The organism is Catellatospora sp. IY07-71, from assembly GCF_018326265.1.
Lineage (GTDB): Bacteria > Actinomycetota > Actinomycetes > Mycobacteriales > Micromonosporaceae > Catellatospora.
The window spans coordinates 1915278-1934945 of the sequence record NZ_AP023360.1 but is presented as its reverse complement, the minus strand read 5'-3'; the positions used below and the strand labels follow the sequence as shown (position 1 = coordinate 1934945).

At 72.0% G+C, this 19668-nt stretch carries 15 protein-coding genes; 1 reads left to right on the top strand and 14 read right to left on the bottom strand.

Annotated elements, in window-relative coordinates:
• Window position 1: 1 nt before the first annotated feature.
• The 14 genes from CS0771_RS08775 to CS0771_RS08710 all read right to left on the bottom strand — a co-directional run bounded on the left by CS0771_RS08775 (window position 2) and on the right by CS0771_RS08710 (window position 18486).
• Complete coding sequence (locus CS0771_RS08775; RefSeq protein WP_212840550.1) at window positions 2-1066, bottom strand: PseG/SpsG family protein; 1065 nt, start codon at window positions 1064-1066, stop codon at window positions 2-4.
• Window positions 1063-1791: a cytidylyltransferase domain-containing protein gene (locus CS0771_RS08770; RefSeq protein ID WP_212840549.1), complete on the bottom strand. Its 729-nt coding sequence runs from the start codon at window positions 1789-1791 to the stop codon at window positions 1063-1065. The genes CS0771_RS08775 and CS0771_RS08770 overlap by 4 nt, the downstream gene beginning before the upstream one ends.
• A 14-nt stretch (window positions 1792-1805) precedes the next feature.
• Window positions 1806-3572 (bottom strand): bifunctional 2-polyprenyl-6-hydroxyphenol methylase/3-demethylubiquinol 3-O-methyltransferase UbiG, encoded by a 1767-nt coding sequence (locus tag CS0771_RS08765; protein WP_212840548.1) that lies wholly within the window; start codon window positions 3570-3572, stop codon window positions 1806-1808.
• Complete coding sequence (locus CS0771_RS08760) at window positions 3569-4429, bottom strand: hypothetical protein (protein ID WP_212840547.1); 861 nt, start codon at window positions 4427-4429, stop codon at window positions 3569-3571. Before CS0771_RS08760 ends, CS0771_RS08765 begins: the two co-directional genes overlap by 4 nt.
• Window positions 4430-4460: 31 nt before the next feature.
• Window positions 4461-5585: a DegT/DnrJ/EryC1/StrS aminotransferase family protein gene (locus tag CS0771_RS08755; RefSeq protein ID WP_212840546.1), complete on the bottom strand. Its 1125-nt coding sequence runs from the start codon at window positions 5583-5585 to the stop codon at window positions 4461-4463.
• A gap of 29 nt (window positions 5586-5614) precedes the next feature.
• Window positions 5615-6592 (bottom strand): UDP-N-acetylglucosamine 4,6-dehydratase (inverting), encoded by a 978-nt coding sequence (pseB, locus tag CS0771_RS08750; protein ID WP_212845706.1) that lies wholly within the window; start codon window positions 6590-6592, stop codon window positions 5615-5617.
• Between the two features lie 461 nt (window positions 6593-7053).
• Window positions 7054-8103, bottom strand: a complete 1050-nt coding sequence (gene pseI, locus CS0771_RS08745; protein ID WP_212840545.1) for a pseudaminic acid synthase — start codon at window positions 8101-8103, stop codon at window positions 7054-7056.
• Window positions 8081-8632: a GNAT family N-acetyltransferase gene (locus tag CS0771_RS08740; RefSeq protein WP_212840544.1), complete on the bottom strand. Its 552-nt coding sequence runs from the start codon at window positions 8630-8632 to the stop codon at window positions 8081-8083. Before CS0771_RS08740 ends, pseI begins: the two co-directional genes overlap by 23 nt.
• Window positions 8633-8683: 51 nt before the next feature.
• Window positions 8684-10858, bottom strand: coding sequence for a bifunctional glycosyltransferase family 2 protein/CDP-glycerol:glycerophosphate glycerophosphotransferase (locus CS0771_RS08735; RefSeq protein ID WP_212840543.1), 2175 nt, complete (start codon window positions 10856-10858; stop codon window positions 8684-8686).
• Window positions 10855-11607, bottom strand: a complete 753-nt coding sequence (locus tag CS0771_RS08730) for an ABC transporter ATP-binding protein (protein ID WP_212840542.1) — start codon at window positions 11605-11607, stop codon at window positions 10855-10857. The genes CS0771_RS08735 and CS0771_RS08730 overlap by 4 nt, the downstream gene beginning before the upstream one ends.
• Window positions 11608-11609: 2 nt before the next feature.
• Window positions 11610-12419, bottom strand: a complete 810-nt coding sequence (locus CS0771_RS08725; protein WP_212840541.1) for an ABC transporter permease — start codon at window positions 12417-12419, stop codon at window positions 11610-11612.
• Between the two features lie 160 nt (window positions 12420-12579).
• Window positions 12580-13938, bottom strand: a complete 1359-nt coding sequence (locus CS0771_RS08720; RefSeq protein ID WP_212840540.1) for an L-serine ammonia-lyase — start codon at window positions 13936-13938, stop codon at window positions 12580-12582.
• A gap of 67 nt (window positions 13939-14005) precedes the next feature.
• Complete coding sequence (locus CS0771_RS08715; protein WP_212840539.1) at window positions 14006-16741, bottom strand: glycosyltransferase; 2736 nt, start codon at window positions 16739-16741, stop codon at window positions 14006-14008.
• On the bottom strand, window positions 16738-18486 hold the full coding sequence (locus tag CS0771_RS08710) for a stealth family protein (RefSeq protein WP_212840538.1): 1749 nt from the start codon (window positions 18484-18486) through the stop codon (window positions 16738-16740). Before CS0771_RS08710 ends, CS0771_RS08715 begins: the two co-directional genes overlap by 4 nt.
• A 195-nt stretch (window positions 18487-18681) precedes the next feature.
• Here CS0771_RS08710 and CS0771_RS08705 point away from each other — a divergent pair, with 195 nt between their 5' ends.
• Window positions 18682-19662, top strand: a complete 981-nt coding sequence (locus tag CS0771_RS08705; RefSeq protein ID WP_256442797.1) for an endonuclease/exonuclease/phosphatase family protein — start codon at window positions 18682-18684, stop codon at window positions 19660-19662.
• Window positions 19663-19668 lie beyond the last annotated feature (6 nt).

Here is a 19668-nt window from a genome sequence, read left to right as displayed (position 1 = left end):
ATTACGCTGCGTGATGGCGGCGGGAGACGACGAGAGCCAGCAGCTCATCCGCCACACGGGCCCGACCAAGGCCGTCTACTGCGCCAAGAGCCCGCGCGGAGGCTGCGGCGCGGGCGTTCGGGGAAGACAGAAGCCGTCGCAATGTGTCACGAGCGGCAACGGCATGCGAACCGTCCGGATCGGTCAGGTCGGACAGATGGCCCAACCCCGCGGACAGTCCCCGGGCAACAACCCGTTCATATCCGAGTTCCTGGTTGTCGACGACCCACACCAGCGCGGCCGCCGCACCGAGGCACAGCAGCTCCCAGGTCGAGGTGCCCGACGCACTCACCACCAGATCGGCTTCGGCGACCAGCGCGGGCAGCCGGTCCGTCGGCGCCAGCACGTGGATCGCCTGCTCCGGGCCCACCGGCAGGGACAGCAGCTGCCGGTGCAGCGCGGGCGTGCCCGCCACCACGGTCAGCTCCAGCGGCAGGCCGGTGCCGAGCACCAGGCGGCACAGCGGCGGCGCCGCGCTGAACGCGTCCGTGCCGCCGAAGAAGGCCAGCACCTTCGGACGGGCCGCGCCCGGGTGGCGGACCGGCGCCGTCGGCCGCAGGCGCAGCACGTCGTCGCGCAGCAGCACGTAGCGCAGGCCGGCCAGGCGGACCGCGTCCGGCGGCAGCGGGGGCGCGGCCAGCTCCGCGTCCAGGTTCTGGTCCAGGTAGAGGTCGGCGTCCTGGCCGCGCAGGTCGCCGTCGACCACGGCCAGCACCGGCACGCCCCGCTCCCGCAGGGCGCCGGCGCAGGCGGGATCGAGGGTGTACGAGTCCAGCACCATCGCGGCCAGCCCGTGCTCCTTGACGGCCGCGACGGCGCCGTCCGGTGTGTCCGGTCCGGGCACCCGCGCGAACCCGCGCCTGGCCAGCTGCTCCTCGGCCCAGGGCAGGCCGCCGGTGTCCCCGAGGAACACCGGCCGCACGCCCCGGGACGCCAGCTCCTCGCCCAGCGCGACGCAGCGCACCAGGTGACCGACGCCGCGGGTGGCCCCGGCGTCGCAGCGCAGCCCGACGCGGACCGGCGTCATCCCCGCTCCAGCGCCTTCTGCTCCACGTGCGCGTTGTACGCCGCCACCTCAGGATGCGCCGACAGCCACTCGGCCAGCTTGGCCAGCGGCACGCTGCTGTCGCCGAACTCCGCCACCACCGCCTCGACGAGCCGCCAGTCCTCCGGCGTGTCCAGGGTCAGCCGCAGACCGGTGCGGTCCGGCGGCAGGGTGAGGCCCAGCACCCGGAACCGGTCCGGATGGGTGTACGCGTACGACGTGACATGCACCCGGTGGTGCGCCGTGGCCAGCCGGTCCAGCGTGCGCAGCGTGTCCGCCCGGATCACCTCGACGTCCAGCCCGCGCGGCAGCATCCGGGCCAGCGACGTGCTCAGGTAGTCCAGCCCCGGCACGGCGCGGAACACCCGCCCGCCCAGCGCCACGATCTCCGGGTCCAGCAGCGGGCAGTCCGCGGTGAACCGCATGACCGCGTCGGCCGGGTGGGCGTCGAGCGCGCCCAGGAATCGGGTCAGCACGTCGTCGACCGGGCCGCGGTGCCAGGCCACGCCCAGCCGCGTGCACTCGGCCACGACCGCGTCGTCGGCGTCCTCGATCGTGGTGGCCACCACCAGCTCGTCGACCGCGCCGCTCTCCCGGGCCGCACGGACCACCCGGCCCAGCACGGTGCTGCCCGCGAGCGGCCGCAGCACCTTGCCGGGCAGCCGGGTGGAGCCCATCCGGGCCTGGATCACGCCGAGCATCCGCATCCGATGTCCCCCTGTCAGCGCCGCAGCAGCCGCTTGGCGAGGCCCTTGGCCTTGCGCAGCGGGTAGATCAGCAGCTTGCCCAGCCGGAAGCTGAACGAGCCGCTGAGGATGTCGAGCTTGTCCTCGGCGTGCCGCAGCGCCTTCTCCCGTGATTCCAGCAGCTCCTCGGCCCACGCGACGCGCGACACGGCGTGGGCCAGCTCCTCGCGCAGCCGGTCGTTGGCGGCGTGCAGCTCCCGGTGGCTGTCCAGGTCCAGCGGCGGGGTGCCGGGGGTGACCGCGGCCAGCCGCTCGCGCAGCCGCTCGCGGCCGGCCTCGTCCAGGCCATGCTCGGCGGCGCGCAGGCGCGCCTCCAGGTCGACGGCCGCGGCCAGCACCGGCCGCTCCAGGGTGTGCCCGGCCATGCCCGCGAGGATCACCACCAGCGAATCCGCGTCGACCAGCACGGGCCACGGGTGCGAGTAGCCCCCGGTGATCAGGCGTACCGCGAACGTGCGCAGCGAGCGGGCCAGCGCCACGTCCAGCGGCGCGCGCACCGTGGTGGACCAGGTCGGGTCCCACGGCGTGCAGCCTTCGCCGTCGAGCAGCAGGTCACCCGGGGCGGCCCAGAGCGCCACCCCGCCGACCGTGCCGTCCTCGTCCGCCCCCTCGGCCAGCCAGGCGGCGTAGCGGGTCAGCACGCGGCTCAGCTCAGGCAGGTCGCGGCGCAGGCACAGCTCGATCAGCTGCTCCTCGAACAGCCTGCCGCGCGGCAGCGGCCCGGCCAGCGCCGCCGGGTCCCGGTACACCCCGTCGCGGCTGCGCAGCGTGGGATCGCCGAGCACCTGGCGGGACCAGCCGTGTTCGGCGCGGACCACCTCGTAGCGCACCGGGTGGGGCACCGTGCCCGCGTCGGCGACGACCACGCGCTGGCGCGGGATCAGCGCTCCGGCCCGGGTCGCGGCGACCAGCCAGACCGGCGCGAACTCGGCGGCCGACCCGGCGCGCAGCGCGCTGCCCGCCAGCGCTCGCGGGTCGCTGAGCACCGGGCGGCCGGCGAGCTGGGCGCCGTACGCGGCGGACACCGCGATGCGGACGAACCCGGCCAGGTGCGGGTCGGCCAGCCGGTCGAGCGGCGCGAGCACCGACGGCTCGTGCGCGGTCGGGAAGCCCGCCATCGGCTCGGCGACGGTCAGCCCGCGCCCGGCCAGGCTCGACACCAGCTCGCCGGGCGAGGCGGGCCGGGTGGCGTCGTAGTCGCCGAGCGGCGTCCAGTCCGCGTCGGTGCGCTCGCCGTACCAGGGGGACATGCGGACCAGGCGGTGCACGCCGAGCAGGTTCTCCTGGGCCAGCAGCAGCGTGCCGCCGGGGCGCACCGCGCCCGCCATCAGGTCGGCGGTCTCCGCCCAGCTCAGCGCGGCGCCCTCGACCGAGGGCAGCCGCTCCAGCCCGTCGCAGGCGACGACCAGGTCGTACGTGTCGGACGGGTCGAGCTTGGCGACGCTGCCGCACAGCACGGTCACCCCCGGCAGCCGCCGGGCCAGCGCCTCGGCGTCCGGATACGCCCGCACCAGGCAGGTGACCGCCATCGGCGCGTCGGCGAGCAGGCTGATCAGCGCCTGCTCGTGCGGGCCGGCGACCAGCGCCCGCCCGCCGGGCCGGACCAGGTCGCGCAGCACCTCCTGCAGCGCCGGGCCGGCCGCGGGGCGCCGGTCGGCGGCCGGCTCGTCATCGGTCCAGACCAGCATCTCGCCGCCGATCAGGCGGAGGTTCTGCGGCACGGTGGTGGTCGACGGGCTCATCGGCCTGCTCCTGCGGGGACGGGGCGGGGGGTGTGGAGGTGCTCCCAGCCGAACAGGCGGCGCAGGGACGCGGGTGAGGTCAGGTACGCCGTGCCGAGCTCGTCGTCGGCGATGGCGCGGGCGGTGGCGTGGTCGACGTGGGTGCCGTGCAGTTCCGGCCACTGCCGCCGGATGCGGGCCACGCCGCCGAAGGTCGGGTCCTCGGCGTGCAGCACCATCGGGTCGCCGTACACGGCGGACTCGCAGCCGGCGGCCAGGCCGTAGAACAGCGCGCTGCTGACCCGGTTGGACGCCACCCGCCTGTGCCGGCGCAGCTCGGTGAGCTGGCCGAGCAGGAAGTCCGGGTTGGTCTGGCGCCACCAGTGCCCGCGGTAGCCGTGGCAGATGACGCGGAAGCCGGCCCGCTCGTAGAGGCGGCGGATGCGCCGGGTCTGGAACTCCGCCCAGTACAGGCAGACGGTGACCGGCCCCTCCTCGACGTCCTTGATGGTGGCGATGAGGCGGCGGTGGTCGCCCTTGACCTCCTGGCCCTCCCAGCCGTGGAACGGGTACCAGATGGTGCCCTCGCGCGGCGGCGCGGCCGGCCCCTCCGGCTCCAGGGCCAGCAGGTAGATCCAGGGGGCGCCGACCACGGTCACGTTGCGGCGGCCCAGCGACCACGCCCGGCGGCGCGTCTGCTCGGACCACACGAAGATCGGGGCGCCCTCGACGTACGGCGTGCCGGGCGCGAGCCCGTCGCCGATGTTCCAGCCGTGCTGCAGGTAGCCGAGCATGCGCGGCGGCGCGTCGAGCTCGCCAAGGTCGCAGTACCGGGCGAGCACCTGCGCGTGGCCGTAGAAGTGGTTCGCGTGATGCACGAGTCGTCCTGTGGAGAGGGGTCGGATCGGCCTAGCGCAGCGCCGTGACCAGCGTGTCGATCACGCGGTCCTGGTCGGCGTCGGTGAGGTCCGGGAAGAGCGGGAGCGACAGCTCCTCGGCGTAGAAGCGCTCGGCGTTGGGGCACATGCCCCGGCGGTAGCCGAGATCGGCGAAGACCGGGTGCCAGTACACCGGGATGTAGTTGACCTGCACGCCGATGCCCGCGGCGCGCAGCCGGTCGTAGACCTCCCGGCGGCGGCCGTCCAGCACCCGCACCGGGTAGAGGTGCCAGGCCGGATCGACCCAGGCCCGCTGCGGCGGCGTACGCAGGCCGGGCACCCCGGCCAGGGCCTCGTTGTAGCGGGCGGTCAGCTCCGTCCGGCGCGCCTTGAACGCGCCGAGCCGGCGCAGCTGGCTGCGGCCCAGCGCGCACAGCACGTCGGGCAGCCGGTAGTTCAGCCCGAACGTGTGCACCTCCTGGTGCCAGCCGCCCTCGTCGGGCTCGCGCAGTTCGTCGCGCTCGCGCACCATGCCGATGCCGCGGAACCGCTTCGCCGCCGTGAGCCGGGCCGGATCGGCCGCGGCGACCGCGCCGCCCTCGGCCGTGGTCAGGTTCTTGGTCGGGAAGAACGAGAACGTGGTCAGGTCGGCCAGCGAGCCGACCGGGCGGTCCCGGTACACCGAGCCGATGGCGTGCGCCGCGTCGGCGATCAGCAGCGCTTCCGCGTCGTCGGCGACCTTGCGCAGGTCGTCGTACTCGGCGGGGTGCCCGGCGTAGTCCACCGCGGTGATCACCCGGGTGCGCGAGGTCACCGCGGCGGCTGCCGCGGCCGCGTCCAGGTTGGCCGTGTCCTCCTCCACGTCGGCGAAGACCACGGTGGCGCCGTGCGCGATCGCGGTGGAGGCGGTCGCCACGAAGGTCATCGGCGTGGTGACCACCTCGTGGCCGGGCCCGATGCCCGCCGCCGCGTACGCCGTGTGCAGCGCCGCCGTGCCGTTGCTGACCACCGCGCAGGGCGCCCCGCCGGTCCACCCGGCGAGATCCTCCTCGAACGCGGTGACCTGCGGGCCGGTGGTGAGCCAGTCACCGCGCAGCACCTCGGCGACCGCGGCCACGTCCGCGTCGGTGATCGACTGCCGTCCGTAGGGAAGCATGGTTCCTTCCTCTCGCCCGAGGGCGGCCGTCAGGCGTCGGCGCCGAGCAGGTCGCGCATCTCGTCGACGCCGAGCCACATGTCGTTGTTGTCGGAGCGGTAGTTGAAGTCCTCCGGCACCGTCGCCCCGTCGGCCGGCGGGACGTAGCCCCACTCGGCGATCGTCGGCTGCACCACGTACCGGTCGGCCAGGCGCAGGGTCCGGTGGGCGTCGCCGAGGGCGATCATCTCCTCGTGCAGCTTCTCGCCGGGGCGGATGCCGATCTCGTGGATCGGTGCGCCGGGCGCGACGGCCTCGACCAGGTCCAGGATGCGCATGCTCGGGATGCGCGGCACGTACAGCTCGCCGCCGTTCATCAGGTCGAACGAGTCGACGACGAACTTCACCGCCGCCTCCAGGGTGATCCAGAAGCGGGTCATCCGCTTGTCGGTCACCGGCAGGCTCTGGCCCTCGGCCTGGAGCTGCTTGAACAGCGGCACCACCGAGCCGCGGCTGCCCATCACGTTGCCGTAGCGCACCACCGAGAAGCGGGTCGGGTGGTTGGCGGCGTAGTGGTTGGCCGAGATGAACAGCTTGTCGGCGACGAGCTTGGTCGCGCCGTACAGGTTGATCGGGCTGGACGCCTTATCGGTGGACAGGGCGACGACCTTCTGCACCCCGTTGTCGATCGCGGCCTCGATGACGTTCTGCGAGCCGCCGACGTTGGTGCGCACGAACTCGAAGGGGTTGTACTCGGCCGTGTCCACCTGCTTGAGCGCCGCCGCGTGCACCACGTAGTCGACGTTGTGCATCGCCCGGGTCAGCCGCTCGCGGTCGCGCACGTCGCCGATGAACCAGCGCAGCCGCTCGTCGTTGCCGAACATCTGGCGGACCTCGTACTGCTTCAGCTCGTCCCGCGAGATGACCACGAGCCGCTTCGGCTCCAGGTGGTCCAGCGCGTACCGCAGAAACGCCTTGCCGAACGATCCCGTGCCACCGGTGATCAGAATGGACGAACCCCGCAGCACACTCACTTGTCGCTCCTTGCACGTCAATGGATATCGCCCGACGAGAAAGGTGCCAGGCGGCCGGTGAGAATCCGGTGCCGTGCCAACATAATCGCAGATCCAGCGCCTGGATACGCTTGCAATGCGAAGTTTCCCCAGTGTTCAACACGGATGATCGAGGATCGTTTCCACGATGTCGAACAGCGCGTTAACAGCACGCGCCGCGCACTTATAGAACCGGTTAACTAGACCGGCGAATGGCGTCCCCGAGGGACGCGATACAAAGAATTCTGGGCCTTTCCCGGCACCCCCGCCGCGAAAAGCCCAGAATCCGTCCCACCAATCCCCCGCCCCGCGCGGCCACGCCCCACCGCCCCCGCCGCGCCACCGCCCCCCGCGCCATGATCGCGATCTCGTGTCGGAATGTGCGGCTGGACCACAGGTTTCGACACGAACTCGCGATCATCGCCTGGCCGACGGGGCTAAACCAGGTCCCAGGTCAGGGGGGTGCCCTTGGTGGCGGGGCGGGTGAAGCGGCGGCCCAGGACGTTGTCGATCTCGACGGGCGGCAGGCCGCCGGCGGGGCGGATGGAGCGTACGTTGTCGGCGGTGACCAGGTCGCCGGCCTGCACGTCGGCGACCACGTAGAGGGAGCGGCGGAAGCGCAGCCCCTCCTTCTCGCTGTCGGTCGGGCCGATCCGGGTGCCGCCGAGCGCCTGCCAGGCCCGCTCGCTCTCGGCGACCAGCGCGGCCAGCTCGCCCGGGTCCAGGGAGAAGGCCGAGTCGACGCCGCCGTCGGCCCGATCCAGGGTCACGTGCTTCTCGATGACGGTCGCGCCCAGCGCCACCGCGGCCACCGGCACGCCGATGCCCATGGTGTGGTCGGACAGGCCGACCTGGGTGCCGAAAGCCTCCGCCAGCACGGGGATGCAGCGCAGGTTGCTGTCCTGCGGCGGCGACGGGTAGGAGGCGGTGCAGGCCAGCAGGACGATCTGGTCGTTGCCCGCGGCGCGTGCGGTCTCCACGGCGGCGTGGATGTCGCCGACGTCGGCCATACCCGTTGAAATGATCATCGGTTTGCCGGTGCGCGCCGCCAGGCGGATCAGCGGCAGGTCCACCAGCTCCGAAGAGGCGATCTTGTAAGCCGGCGTCTGCAGCGACTCCAGCAGCTCGATCGCGGTGTGGTCGAACGGCGAGGAGAACACCGTCAGCCCCCGCCGCCGGGCCCGCTCGAAGATCGCCGGGTGCCACTCGTACGGCGTGTGCGCGCGCTGGAAGAGGGCGTAGAGGTTCTCCCCGCCCCACAGCCCGTGCTCGTCGGAGATGCGGAACGCGGGCGCGTCCACGTCGATCGTGATCGTGTCCGGCGTGTACGTCTGCAGCTTGAGCGCCTGCGCCCCGCTCGCGGCGACCGCGTCCACGATCTGCAGGGCGCGGTCGAGCGAACCGTTGTGGTTGCCCGACATCTCCGCGATGACGAACGGGCGGTGCTCCGGCCCGACGAGGTGATCACCGATCTTGATGGTGGGCATGCGCCGCACTCCGTTCCGTTCCACGAGGGCCGCGCCGGTCGGCGGCGGCCAGCTCCGTCCAGACGACCTCCTGCGGCTCGCCGTCGATCACGCACTCGTAGCGCCGCGTCGCGGTGAAGCCGAACCGGCGGTGCAGCTGCAGCACGGGGGTGTTCCAGGCCAGCGTCTCGCCGCCGAGCCGGTCCACGCCGAGGGTGTCGAAGGCGAAGTCCACCGCCTCCCGCTCCAGCTCCAGCCAGGCCGGGAGCAGCTCGCCGCGCTCGGTGAGACCGTCCACGTCGAGGTAGAAGCCCCAGATCACGCCGCGTTCGGCCGCCCGGCGCCCGTCGAACATGACCACACCGGACGGGCGTCCGCGCCATTCGAAGACCAGCACGTGCCGCAGCGGGTCCAGGGCGACCGCGTCCCACCAGGCGGCATGCTCGGCCGGTTCGATCACGTGGGTGGTCAGGCTGGCCCGGCGGACCTGGGGGTGGTTGCGCCAGCGCAACACCTCGTCACGATCCTCAGGTGTCGCGTAACGGAGCACGCGGACACCCTACCCAGCACAAACGCCCCTAGAGGGCACGTTCGGAAACGTTCACCGGGTGTTCGCCCGCTCGCCCAGGAACACCCGGCGCACCACCCGCTCGGCGGCGTGCCCGTCCTCCCAGGCGCAGAACCGCTCCCGGAACGCCCGCCGCAGCGCCGCGTCCTCGCCCTGGCGGCCCTCCCGCAGCAGCGTCACCAGCTCACCGAGGTCCCGGACCACCGGCCCCGGCGGCTGGGCGACCACGTCGAACACCACGCCCCGGTTGCGGCGGTACTCGTCCCAGTCCGGGGTGTAGAGCACGATCGGCCGGTCCAGCACCGCGAAGTCGAACACCGCCGACGAGTAGTCGCTGATCAGCACGTCCGCGGCGAGGTAGAGGTCCTCGACCACCGGGTGGTCGTACACGTCGCGCACCTGGTCGCCGTCGGGGAAGCGGTCCTCGGTCAGGTAGTGCCCGCGCACCAGCACCAGCCCGCGCGGGCCCAGCGCGTCGGCCACCGCCCGCGGGTCGAACGCGGGCAGCGTCATCGGCTCCGGCCGGAACGTCGGCACGTACAGCGCCACCACGCGGTCCGGGGCGATGCCCAGCGCCGCACGGGCCGCCGCCGCGTCGGCCGCGTCCGCGCGGGCCAGCCGGTCGTTGCGCGGGTAGCCGGTCTCCAGCGCCTCGAAGCGGCACGGGTACGACCGCTCCCACATCTCGGTGCTGAACGCGTTCGCGCTGACGCTGAAGTCCCACGCGTCGCAGCGGCGCAGCATCGCCTCGAAGTCCATGCCCGCGCCAGCCGGATGGTACTGCTGGTCCAGGCCCATCGTCTTGATCGGCGTGCCGTGGTGGGTCTGCAGATAGACCTGGCCCCGGCGCTTGCGCACGTAGTTCGGGAAGTTCACGTTGTTGACCAGGAAGCGGGCGCGCGCGAGCGCCCGGAACGCGGCGCGCGAGCCGTCGTGCAGCACCGGCGTGCCGTCGGTGATCCGGTCCGCCGACTCCGGCCGGACCAGCCACACCCCGCGCACGTGCGGGGCCAGCCGCCGCGCCTCGTGGTAGACGGCGGCCGGGTTGCAGGACACCCCGCGATACCAGTAGGACGCGTACAGGGCGAGCCGGTCGTCGACCGGGAGCAGCCGCTGGAGTTCGTAGTAGGCGCGGCCGAACAGGCCCGAGGGCCCCTTGCGCAGCCGCCCGGCGACCTTGGGCGCTGTCGCGCGCACCGACCGGGACAGTGCCGCGGTGCGCCGCCCGAGCCGGGTCAGCGAGCGCATCAGCCAGTACGGCACCCACGCCCGGCGCGCGACCAGCCGGTAGCGCAGGCCGTCCTTGCCCGGCGGCTCGGCGTAGCCACCCGGCGGCAGGTAGCGGTCGAACATGTCGGCGATGCGCAGGAAGCAGCGCCGGCGCAGCCGCCGGGGCAGCCGGTGGTCGTTGCCGACCACGGTCATGCAGTGCCAGATCATGCGCTCGAAGATCAGCGGGCGGACCTCGTCGGCGCGCGGCCCCAGCCCGTCGATGAGCTGCCAGGCCCGCTCCCAGTGGTCGAACAGCTCGAAGTGCCGGGCGTCCTGGGTGCGGGTGATCGCGCCTACCCGGCGCTGCCGGTAGGAGTAGCAGTTGCGCTCCAGCACGCAGATCCGCTCCGCGGCGGCCATGAGCGGGTACGTCCAGGAGACGTCCTCGTACCAGCCGGCGCCGAAGCGCAGGTCCAGCTTGACCAGCAGGTTGCGGCGTACGATCTTGTTCCACACGGTGTGGATGGTCTTGATCAGCACCGGCCGGGCGGTGATGTCCACCCCGTCGGGTCCGGGCTCGCGGGCGAGCTGCCGCCGCATGCCGCTGCGCCGGCCCTTGCCGACCGGCCACAACCGCTCGAAGTCGACGATCAGCACGTCGGGCTGGTCCACCCGCAGCCGGGCCGCGATCGCCGCCAGCGAGCCCGGCTTGAGCGCGTCGTCGCTGTCCACGAACCAGACGTACTCGCCCGTGGCCCGTTCCAGGCCCGCGTTGCGGGCGTGGCCCAGGCCCACGTTCTCGGGCAGGTGCAGCACGGTGACCCGGGGGTCGCGGGCGGCGTACTCGTCGAGGATCTCGCCGCAGTGGTCGGGCGAACGGTCGTCGACCGCGATCACCTCGACGTCGTCGAAGCCCTGGTCGAGGATGGAGTCGAGGCACTGCCTGAGGTAGCCCTGCACGCGGTAGGCGGGCAGGACCACGCTCAGCAGTGTCACGTACGAACCAGTCCCTTGTAGGCGTCGAGCGCTTCCTGCACCGTGCCGTCGACGGTCAGCTGGCCGCCGTTGATGTACAGCCCGCGCGTGCAGAAGCGGGTGAGGTCCCCTTCATTGTGCGACACGAGGACGAGCGTGCGGCCTTCTGCCAGCAGTTTCTCCATCGTGCCGTAGCACTTTCTGCGGAACTCGGCGTCACCGACGGCCATCACCTCGTCGACCAGCAGGATGGGGTGGGACAGCTGCGCGATCACCGCGAAGCCGAGCCGCACCTTCATGCCGGAGGAGTAGTGCCGCACCGGCGAGTCGATGGAGCGCGCCACCTGCTCGCCCGCGAAGTCGACGATCTCGTCGAACTTGGCCTTGAGCGTCTTCTGGCTCATCCCGTGCAGGGCGCCGACCAGCATCACGTTCTCGCGGCCGGTCAGGTCGCCGGAGAAGCCGGCCGACAGCTCCAGCAGCGGGGCCACCTTGCCGTGCACCTCGACGGTGCCCTCGTCCGGGATGAGCACGCCCGCGATCATCTTGAGCAGGGTGCTCTTGCCAGTGCCGTTCTTGCCGATGATGCCGACGGCCTCACCGGGGCGGATGTCGAAGGACAGGTCGCGCAGCGGCCAGAAGCTGTCCTCGGTCTTGTTGGGGTCGCGCTTGCTGCCGAAAAAGAGCATCTCGCGCACCCGCAGGTTGCGGCGGCGGCCCTTGCTGAAGCGGACCCCTAGGCCGCGGGCGCTGATGATGGGGTCGGACACGGTCACAGCTCCTTCAGCACCGACGGCTCAAGCTTGCGGAACATCAGCCACCCGAACAGGAAGACCAGCAGGCTCCCGCCGATCGAGGCGGCCAGCAGCGCCGGCGACGGCCATTCGTTGGCGAACCAGGCGGCGTGGTGCAGCTGGAAGATGCCCACCAGCGGGTTCGCCTGGTAGACGATCTTCACCCACTGCGGCATGTCCGAGCCGGTGACCTGGCTCAGCGGGTAGATGATCGGCGCGGCGTAGAAGAGGATGCGCAGCGCCAGGCGCATGAAGCGCTCCACGTCCCGCAGCATCACGTTCAGCGACGACAGCAGCAGCGAGATGCCCACCAGGAAGATCGCCTGCACGAGCACGGCCAGCGGCAGCGCGTAGAGGGTGTGCCAGCCGAAGTCGGCCTTGAAGATGATCGCGCCGAGGACCAGGATCGGCAGGCCGGCGACGTACTCGGCGAAGCGGCCGACCACCCGGCCCAGCGGGAAGATCTCGCGGGGCACCTTGATGGTCGTGATCATCCGAGCCTGCGACACGAGTGCCGTGGTCGACTCGCTGATCGCGCTGTTCGCCCACATCCAGGCGAAGATGCCGGAGAGGATGAACATGATGTAGTCGGTGCCGCTCAGGCCGTCGCGGCCACCGCCGTACAGCACACCGAAGATGAAGTAGTAGATCGCCGCCATGGTCAGCGGCTCGATCAGCGACCACAGGTAGCCCAGCACGGACTGCTGGTACTTGACGGTCAGGTCGCGCTGCACCAGCAGGCGAAGCACGCTGCGATGACTCCACACCGCCGCGATACTCGAGGTCAACCCGGCCTCCCTGCTGCTCACAAGCCAATTCCCGATCACGGTAGTCGACGGACGCCGCGCACACGGGGTCATAGGGTCCTACGCCCGGCCTGCGTGGGTCGGACGTGGCGGGCACAAGGCTAACAGCGCCCCCGCGCGCTGTGACACCCCGCCGAACGGCTCAACATTCGATCACATTTACGGCGAGACCGCCCCGCGCGGTCTCTTTGTACTTGATCTTCATGTCCGCGCCGGTCTCCCGCATGGTCTTGATCACCTTGTCCAGGGAGACGAAGTGATTCCCGTCACCGCGCAGCGCCATGCGGGCCGCAGTGATCGCTTTCACACTCGCGACCGCGTTGCGCTCGATGCACGGGATCTGCACCAGACCGCCGACCGGGTCGCAGGTCAGCCCCAGGTTGTGCTCCATCGCGATCTCCGCGGCGTTCTCCACCTGCGCCGGGTTGCCGCCCAGCACCTCGGCCAGGCCGGCGGCCGCCATCGAGCAGGCCGAGCCGACCTCGCCCTGGCAGCCCACCTCCGCGCCGGAGATGGAGGCGTTCTCCTTGAACAGCACGCCGATGGCGGCGGCGGTGAGCAGGAAGCGCACCACCCCGTCCTCGTTCGCGCCGGGCACGAACCGGGCGTAGTAGTGCAGCACCGCGGGCACGATGCCGGCCGCACCGTTGGTCGGCGCGGTGACCACCCGGCCGCCGGCCGCGTTCTCCTCGTTCACGGCCAGCGCGAACAGGGTGATCCAGTCCATGACCCGCAGCGGGTCGGTCGCGTAGTGCTCCTTCGACAGGGTGCGCTGCAGCTCGGCGGCCCGGCGGCGCACCTTCAGGCCGCCCGGCAGGGTGCCCTCGTTGGTGCAGCCGGCCTCGACGCAGTCCTGCATGACCTGCCAGATGCGCAGCAGCCCGGCCCGCACGTCGGCCTCCGAGCGCCAGGACAGCTCGTTGGCCAGCACGATGTCGCTGATCCGCAGGCCGGTGTCCCGGGTCAGCGCCAGCAGCTCGGCGCCGGTGCGGTAGGGGAAGCGCACGGGGGTGTCGTCGGGCTTGATCCGGTCCGCGCCGGCCGCGTTCTCGTCCACCACGAAGCCGCCGCCCACCGAGTAGTAGGTGCGCTCGCGCAGGCTGCCGCCCGCCGCGTCGAAGGCGGCGAAGGTCATCCCGTTCGGGTGGTACGGCAGCGAGCGGCGGCGGTGCAGGGTCAGCTCGAAGGCGGCGTCGTGCACGCCCAGCAGCGCCACCCGGCCCGCCTGCTTGATGTCCGCGAAGCGGGCGTCGGCGGTGGCGGTGTCGACCGTCTCCGGGTCCTCGCCGGCCAGCCCGAGCAGCACCGCCTTGTCGCTGCCGTGACCGTGGCCGGTGGCGCCCAGCGAGCCGAACAGCTCGGCGCGCACCGAGGCGACCTCGTGCAGCTTCCCGTCCGCTTTCAGCCCGGCCGCGAAGATCTGCGCGGCGCGCATCGGCCCGACCGTGTGCGAGCTCGACGGCCCGATACCGATCTTGAACAGGTCGAATACGCTGATCACTGACATCCCCCTCGTCGCGGACGCCCAAGCCTAGCCCGCCCCGCGGCCGGGCCTCACCGGCCGCCGGTCATCGGATGGCCTCGATCGCGCGCGCCACCCGGGCGCTGTTCTCCCGGTCCTGGTGCTCGAAGAAGTGCTTCGCGCGCAGGGTGTACTCGTCCTCCCGTACGCAGTCGCGCGCCAGGTAACCGATCACGGCCGTGACGGCCTCCTCCGCCGACCCGCACACCGGCCCGAAGCCGTCGCGCGCCGTGTCGAAGTAGCCGGGCCGGTAGTGGCCCGCCCGGTACTCCTCCGGGTCGAACTCGGCGTACACCAGTGGGGTGCCCAGGTAGGCGACGTCGTACGCCGTCGAGGACCAGTCGGTGACGAACAGGTCGCAGCGGCGCAGCGCGTCCTGCACGCTCTCCGTGCCCTGGTCGATCATGCGGACCACGTCGCTCTGCGCCACCGCGCCCAGCACGGCGTGCCGCATCTCGTAGTGCGGCAGGAAGTCCAGGCGGTACCCGTGCCGGCGCAGCGCCTCGGCCAGCCGGGGGCTCTCCAGGAAGTCGGTGAGGAAGCGGTGGTAGGTCGATCCCCGGAACTCCTGCTTCGCGGCCGCCGCCCGGCTGTAGGAGGGCACCACGAGGTAGGAGCGCCACGTCGGCATGAACAGCACCCGGCGCGAGCCCCGCTCCGGCACGAGCCCGTCGAAGCGCGGCAGGCCCAGGGTCTGCGCCCGCTCCCGCAGGTCGAACCGCTCCGCGACGTACTCGGTCTCCCGCGCCGCGGAGGTGACGAACAGCTCGACCGGGAAGCGGCCGCGGTGCATGCCGGTGCTGAGGTCCTTGTCCACCACCCCGTGGTCGAGGAAGACCCGGCGCGCCCCGACCCGCCAGCTCAGGTGCCGCAGGTAGGCGGGCCGGTCCCAGTCCGGCGGCAGCATGTACGAGTCGATGTCGTACGAGTTGATCAGCCGCTTGGCGTGCAGCATGAGGAACTTGTGCCGCAGCGACCCGTGCCGCACCACGTTGCCGAGGCCGCGCAGCCGGGCCCGGTCCGGGCTGCCCTTGCGCAGCAGGTAGTAGACGTGCCGCCGCCGCTGCCCGCGCAGGTGCCGGAAGAGGTGGTACGAGTTGTCCTGGGCGGTGTCGTGGCGCTCGCCGAGCAGCCACACGTCCCGGCGGCGCATCAGCGGCAGGGTGAGCAGCCGCACCAGCCGGTGCCGCCAGAACGGGTCGCGCCGCCGGTACTGCTCGTAGTCCTGCCGCAGCGACCACATCCGGGCCTTGAACCGCTCCCGGCGGCTCCGGAGCGGGTGCACCACCAGCAGCGCCTGCTCGCCCGTGCGGGGCGTACGCGGGATGACGACCCGCCCCTTCACCCGGCGCGGATACGCGTCGCGCAGGTAGGCGGCGCTCACCGCGCACGTCCGCGACGCCTGCCCGGTGGGGGTGTCCACGACCAGGCGCACCGTGTGCACGCCCGGCCGCAGCTTCGCGGCCGGGACGCGGGCGGTGAACCCGCCCCAGGCGTTGTCGGGCCGCGCGGCGGCGATGTCGGACCGGTACACGGCCTGCGCCGGGACGGTCACCGCGCTGCCCACCAGGCGCAGCGCCAGCGACACCCGGTCCGGGTCGGTGAGCGGCAGCCCGTTGATCGTGAACTGCCCCGAGATCTCCAGCTCGGCGCCGTCCGCCGACAGCCGGACCTGCTCGGCGTACGCCTTCATGCCGGAGCTCTTGAGCAGCGGCAGCCAGCCCGACGGCGCCGGGTAGTCCAGGAAGAGGTCGCCGCCGGAGGCCAGCACGCCGCGCAGGGCCCGGTCCGGGTGGGCGAACATCTCGAAGTCACCGGCCTTGCAGGCGAGATACGCCACCCGGTGCCGGGTGTCCAGCGTCCACTTCACGATGAACGAGATGTCGATGTCGCGGTAGATGCGGCAGCAGGCGTCGAACATGCGCCGCAGGTCCGCCTCGCCGAACAGCTCGTGCGCGCGCATCGCGAAGCCCTGGTAGCTGCGCACCAGGAAGCGTTCGAGGGCCTCCTTGCGGAACAGGTCGAGGCCCGGCCGCAGCGCGTCCAGCGTCTCGTTGAGCAGCAGGTGGTCCCAGTAGTTGGCGGGACGGACGAAGAGGCCGTCCATGATGGAGTCGCCGGTCGGGCGGCGGCGGTAGCGGTACACCAAGCGGTCGACCAGGGCGATCCGCTCCGCGCGCAGCCACATCGGCACGCAGAGGAAGGCGTCCTCGAAGTGCACGCCCTCCCGGAAGCGCAGCCCCGACGCGCGCAGCGCGGCCAGGTCGTACAGCTTGTGGCACGGCCCGGCGTCGAAGATCAGGTCGGGCGCGTCGGCCAGGCCGGAGAACACCCGGTCGCCCTTGCCGAAGTGCTTCTTCCAGACGAAGTCGGTGCGCGCCGGGAAGGTGTCCATGTTGCCGACCGCGATCGTCGCGCCGTGCGTGCGGATCGCCGTGAGCAGCAGCTCGATCGCCTGCGGCGGCAGCACGTCGTCGGCGTCGCAGAAGCCGACGTACGCCGCGTCGGCCAGGTCCAGCGCGCGGTTGCGGGCCGCGCCCGGCCCGGCGTTCTCCTGCCGCAGGTACACGACGTTCTCGTGCGACCCGGCGAAGCGCTGCGCGATCTCGGGCGACAGGTCGGTGCTGCCGTCGTCGACGAGCAGCACCTGGCAGCGCGCGAAGACGGTCTGCCCGGCGATCGAGTCCAGGCACTCGCCGAGGTACGCCGCGACGTTGTAGATCGGCACCACGACGGCGACGTCGTACGCGGGCACGGTGGGGTCGGACACGGTGCTGCTCACTTCTCCCACGGCGCCGGGATCGGGAAGTACTGGGACAGGAACGACTCCATGAGCCGGTGCAGGCGGTCGAACTGCGCCGGGTCGGTGTCGGTGTCGTTCAGGCAGAAGACGTCGAAGTCGCGCTTGGCCTGCAGCAGCGGCAGCATGGCCTCGGTGGTCGGCGACGACAGGTCGGCGTACATGTAGCGGATCGAGTCGACCGCGGCCCGGCCGGTCGCGTAGGCGTAGTACTGGAACAGCGACGAGGTCAGCGAGACGTCCTCCGGATCGCGGAACGGGTTGCCCGCGGTGCGGGCCAGCTCCTCGGGGTAGCGCTCCTCGATCTCGGCGAGCACGCTGCGCCGCAGCGCGTGCGGCACGTGCTTCATCTTGTAGGTGACGTGGCGGCCGAAGTCCTTCTGGACGAGCCGCCGGTTGTTGCGCCCGGCCGCGGTGGCCGGGATGTCCGCGTCCGCGCCCAGCTCACCGGGGTCGACCTTCGCGCGGGACGGGAAGATCTTCGCGATGCCGTTGGCGTGGAACAGCTTTCCGGGCGGGAACGGCCGGCCCAGGAACACGTCGTCGTTGAAGTACACGAAGTGTTCGCTGAGGCCCGGGAGGTGGTGCAGCTGCGACTCGATCGCGTGCGAGTTGAAGGTGGGCAGCGCCCCGCGGCCGCCGAACAGCTCGGCATGGCTCACCACGGTCACCTTCGGGTGGCTCGGATCCAGCCACGGCGGCACCTGGTCGTCGGTCACCAGCCAGATCCGGCGCACCCAGGGCGCGAACATCCACAGCGAGCGCAACGAGTAGCGCAGCTCGTCGCGGTTGAGGTAGCGCGACGCGTTGGCCGCCTGGCCCAGCACCGGGGGACGCTCGCGCAGCGCCCGGTCCCGGCGGTCGCGCCAGGCCGGGTCGGCGCCGTCCACCCACGTGTAGACGGCGTCCACCGGGAACGTGATGTCGTCGAGCAGGTCGCCCGCGAACTCCTCGCGGGTGGGGTAGGAGCCCCAGCCGGTGGCGTCCACCGAGGACAGCCGGGTGAACGACTCCTCGCCCAGCAGCGTGGCCGGCCCCTGCTCCGGCACCAGGTCCGCGGCGCGGTTGGGCCGCGGCGCGTGCAGCATCCCGTCCTCGGGCAGCCAGAACTCGATGTCGCACCCGCACTCGGCCCCGAACATGACGCCGCTGTCCAGGTAGTGCCGGACGACCCGCACCACCTCCGCCTTCTGCGCCGTACGCCAGAATCTGCCGTCGTCGCCGCGGCGCCGGGACCGTACGTGCTGGCCGATCACCTCGGCGAAGTAGAACGGGCGCGCCTTGGCCGCGGCCCGCAGCGCCCGGAGCACCGCCGGGCGGTCGGCGGCGCTCACCGCGACCGCACTGGCCAGGTCGTCGACGCCGCGGACCACGAAGTGGGCCACACCGGCGCCGTCGAGGATCTCCAGCACCTGCCGCAGCGTCTCCCGCCGGGCCGCCAGCGGGGTCGCCCGGTGCACGGTCTGCGCCACGATCCGGCCGTGTTCGGCGCCGAGCGCGACGAGCCCGGAGGCCCGGTAGCGGCGGGTCCTGCGGCCGGCGGCGCCAGCCGGAGTCGTACCCCGACGGACGGCGAAGCGCACCAGGAAGGACATCATGCGCGGCGACAGGCTCGTCTTGATCCGCTCGCGGGTGGCGGGCGGGACCATGGAGCCGTAGAGCCGGAAGAGCCGCGATCTGACCGGCGGCGCGAGCCGGACCGATCGATCATCCCGTTGGCCGACCATGCCTGTTGAACCCCCGCCGTTCGAGCCTCTCGCCCCCACGAGACACCGGGAACCGGGACGGCCCTGGCCATTCCGACCCTTCCGTGAGCAACCAGAACCTCACGGCGGCTGCAAGCTAACACGGGACAAGGGGAGCGACAAGCCATCGATCCCACTGTGCGAACAGGATCCGAGTGGTGAGGCAGAATCTCGGACATGTTCCGCCGGATCCGACCGCCCAGGCAGCACCGGACAGTTGTGGCCTTTGTGCTCTTCGCCGTGCTCGCTGCCACGGGATTGGTGAGCAGCATCGGTGCGAAGGAACCAGATCCGGAAAAGCCGTTGTTTCATGGTTTGCCGTCCATTCCGGTGCGAATCCTCAGCTTCAACGTGTGCGGGGGCGTCTGCCCACGCAAGGCTTCACTCGCCTCATGGGTGACGACTCTCACAGCCGGGCTGAGTCGGCACAAGGTGGACGTCCTGCTGCTGCAGGAGCTCTGCCGGGCGCAGTACGAGAGCCTCGCCCTGGAGCTGTCCGGCGGCTCGCCGGGGCCGCGCTACCTCGCGGTGTGGACGGAGACGGTCGACGACGACGAGAAGTGCCGCCAGTGGGGCGAGACCCGCCAGCGCGGCGGGGAGACGCGGTTCGGCAACGCCATCCTGATCCGCGACGTCGACGCCGTCCAGGACCGGCGGACCTGGCGGCTGCCCGGCACGGGCGAGACCGAGCAGCGGGCGCTGACCTGCGTACAGGCCGCGCTGCCCGACACGGGCCGGGTCCGGGTGTGCAATGTGCACATCGACCATCACAGCGCCGTCGGCGCGCAGCAGGCCGGTCAGGTGGCCCGCCTGGCCGACGGCTGGGCCGGGACCGAGCCGGTGCTGCTCGGCGGTGACTTCAATCTCTACCCCGACCATCCGGCGCTGTCGGCGCTGTACGCCCCGCCCGGCGGCGCGGGCGCGTTCCGCGAGGTCGACGACACCGACGCGGGGCGGTTTCCCGAGGGCTGCGAGAAAGGCCCGTGCCGGTCGGGCGAGGGCACCTACCACGGCAAGAAGATCGACTACATCTTCGCGTCCGGGCGGCACTTTGCCATCATGGACGCCTACCCTGTCGCCGAACTGGCGCCGCTGTCCGACCACCTCCCGCTCCTGGGCGTCGTCGCCCACCTCCCGCCCGCCGGCGGTCAGCCCTGACGTCCC

Bases quoted from the DNA above. Each gene is read 5' to 3' on its own strand.
- CS0771_RS08775 (WP_212840550.1), bottom strand. From the start codon at position 1,066: ATGACGCCGGTCCGCGTCGGGCTGCGCTGCGACGCCGGGGCCACCCGC.
- CS0771_RS08770 (WP_212840549.1), bottom strand. From the start codon at position 1,791: ATGCGGATGCTCGGCGTGATCCAGGCCCGGATGGGCTCCACCCGGCTG.
- CS0771_RS08765 (WP_212840548.1), bottom strand. From the start codon at position 3,572: ATGAGCCCGTCGACCACCACCGTGCCGCAGAACCTCCGCCTGATCGGC.
- CS0771_RS08755 (WP_212840546.1), bottom strand. From the start codon at position 5,585: ATGCTTCCCTACGGACGGCAGTCGATCACCGACGCGGACGTGGCCGCG.
- pseI (WP_212840545.1), bottom strand. From the start codon at position 8,103: ATGCCCACCATCAAGATCGGTGATCACCTCGTCGGGCCGGAGCACCGC.
- CS0771_RS08710 (WP_212840538.1), bottom strand. From the start codon at position 18,486: ATGGTCGGCCAACGGGATGATCGATCGGTCCGGCTCGCGCCGCCGGTC.
- CS0771_RS08705 (WP_256442797.1), top strand. From the start codon at position 18,682: ATGTTCCGCCGGATCCGACCGCCCAGGCAGCACCGGACAGTTGTGGCC.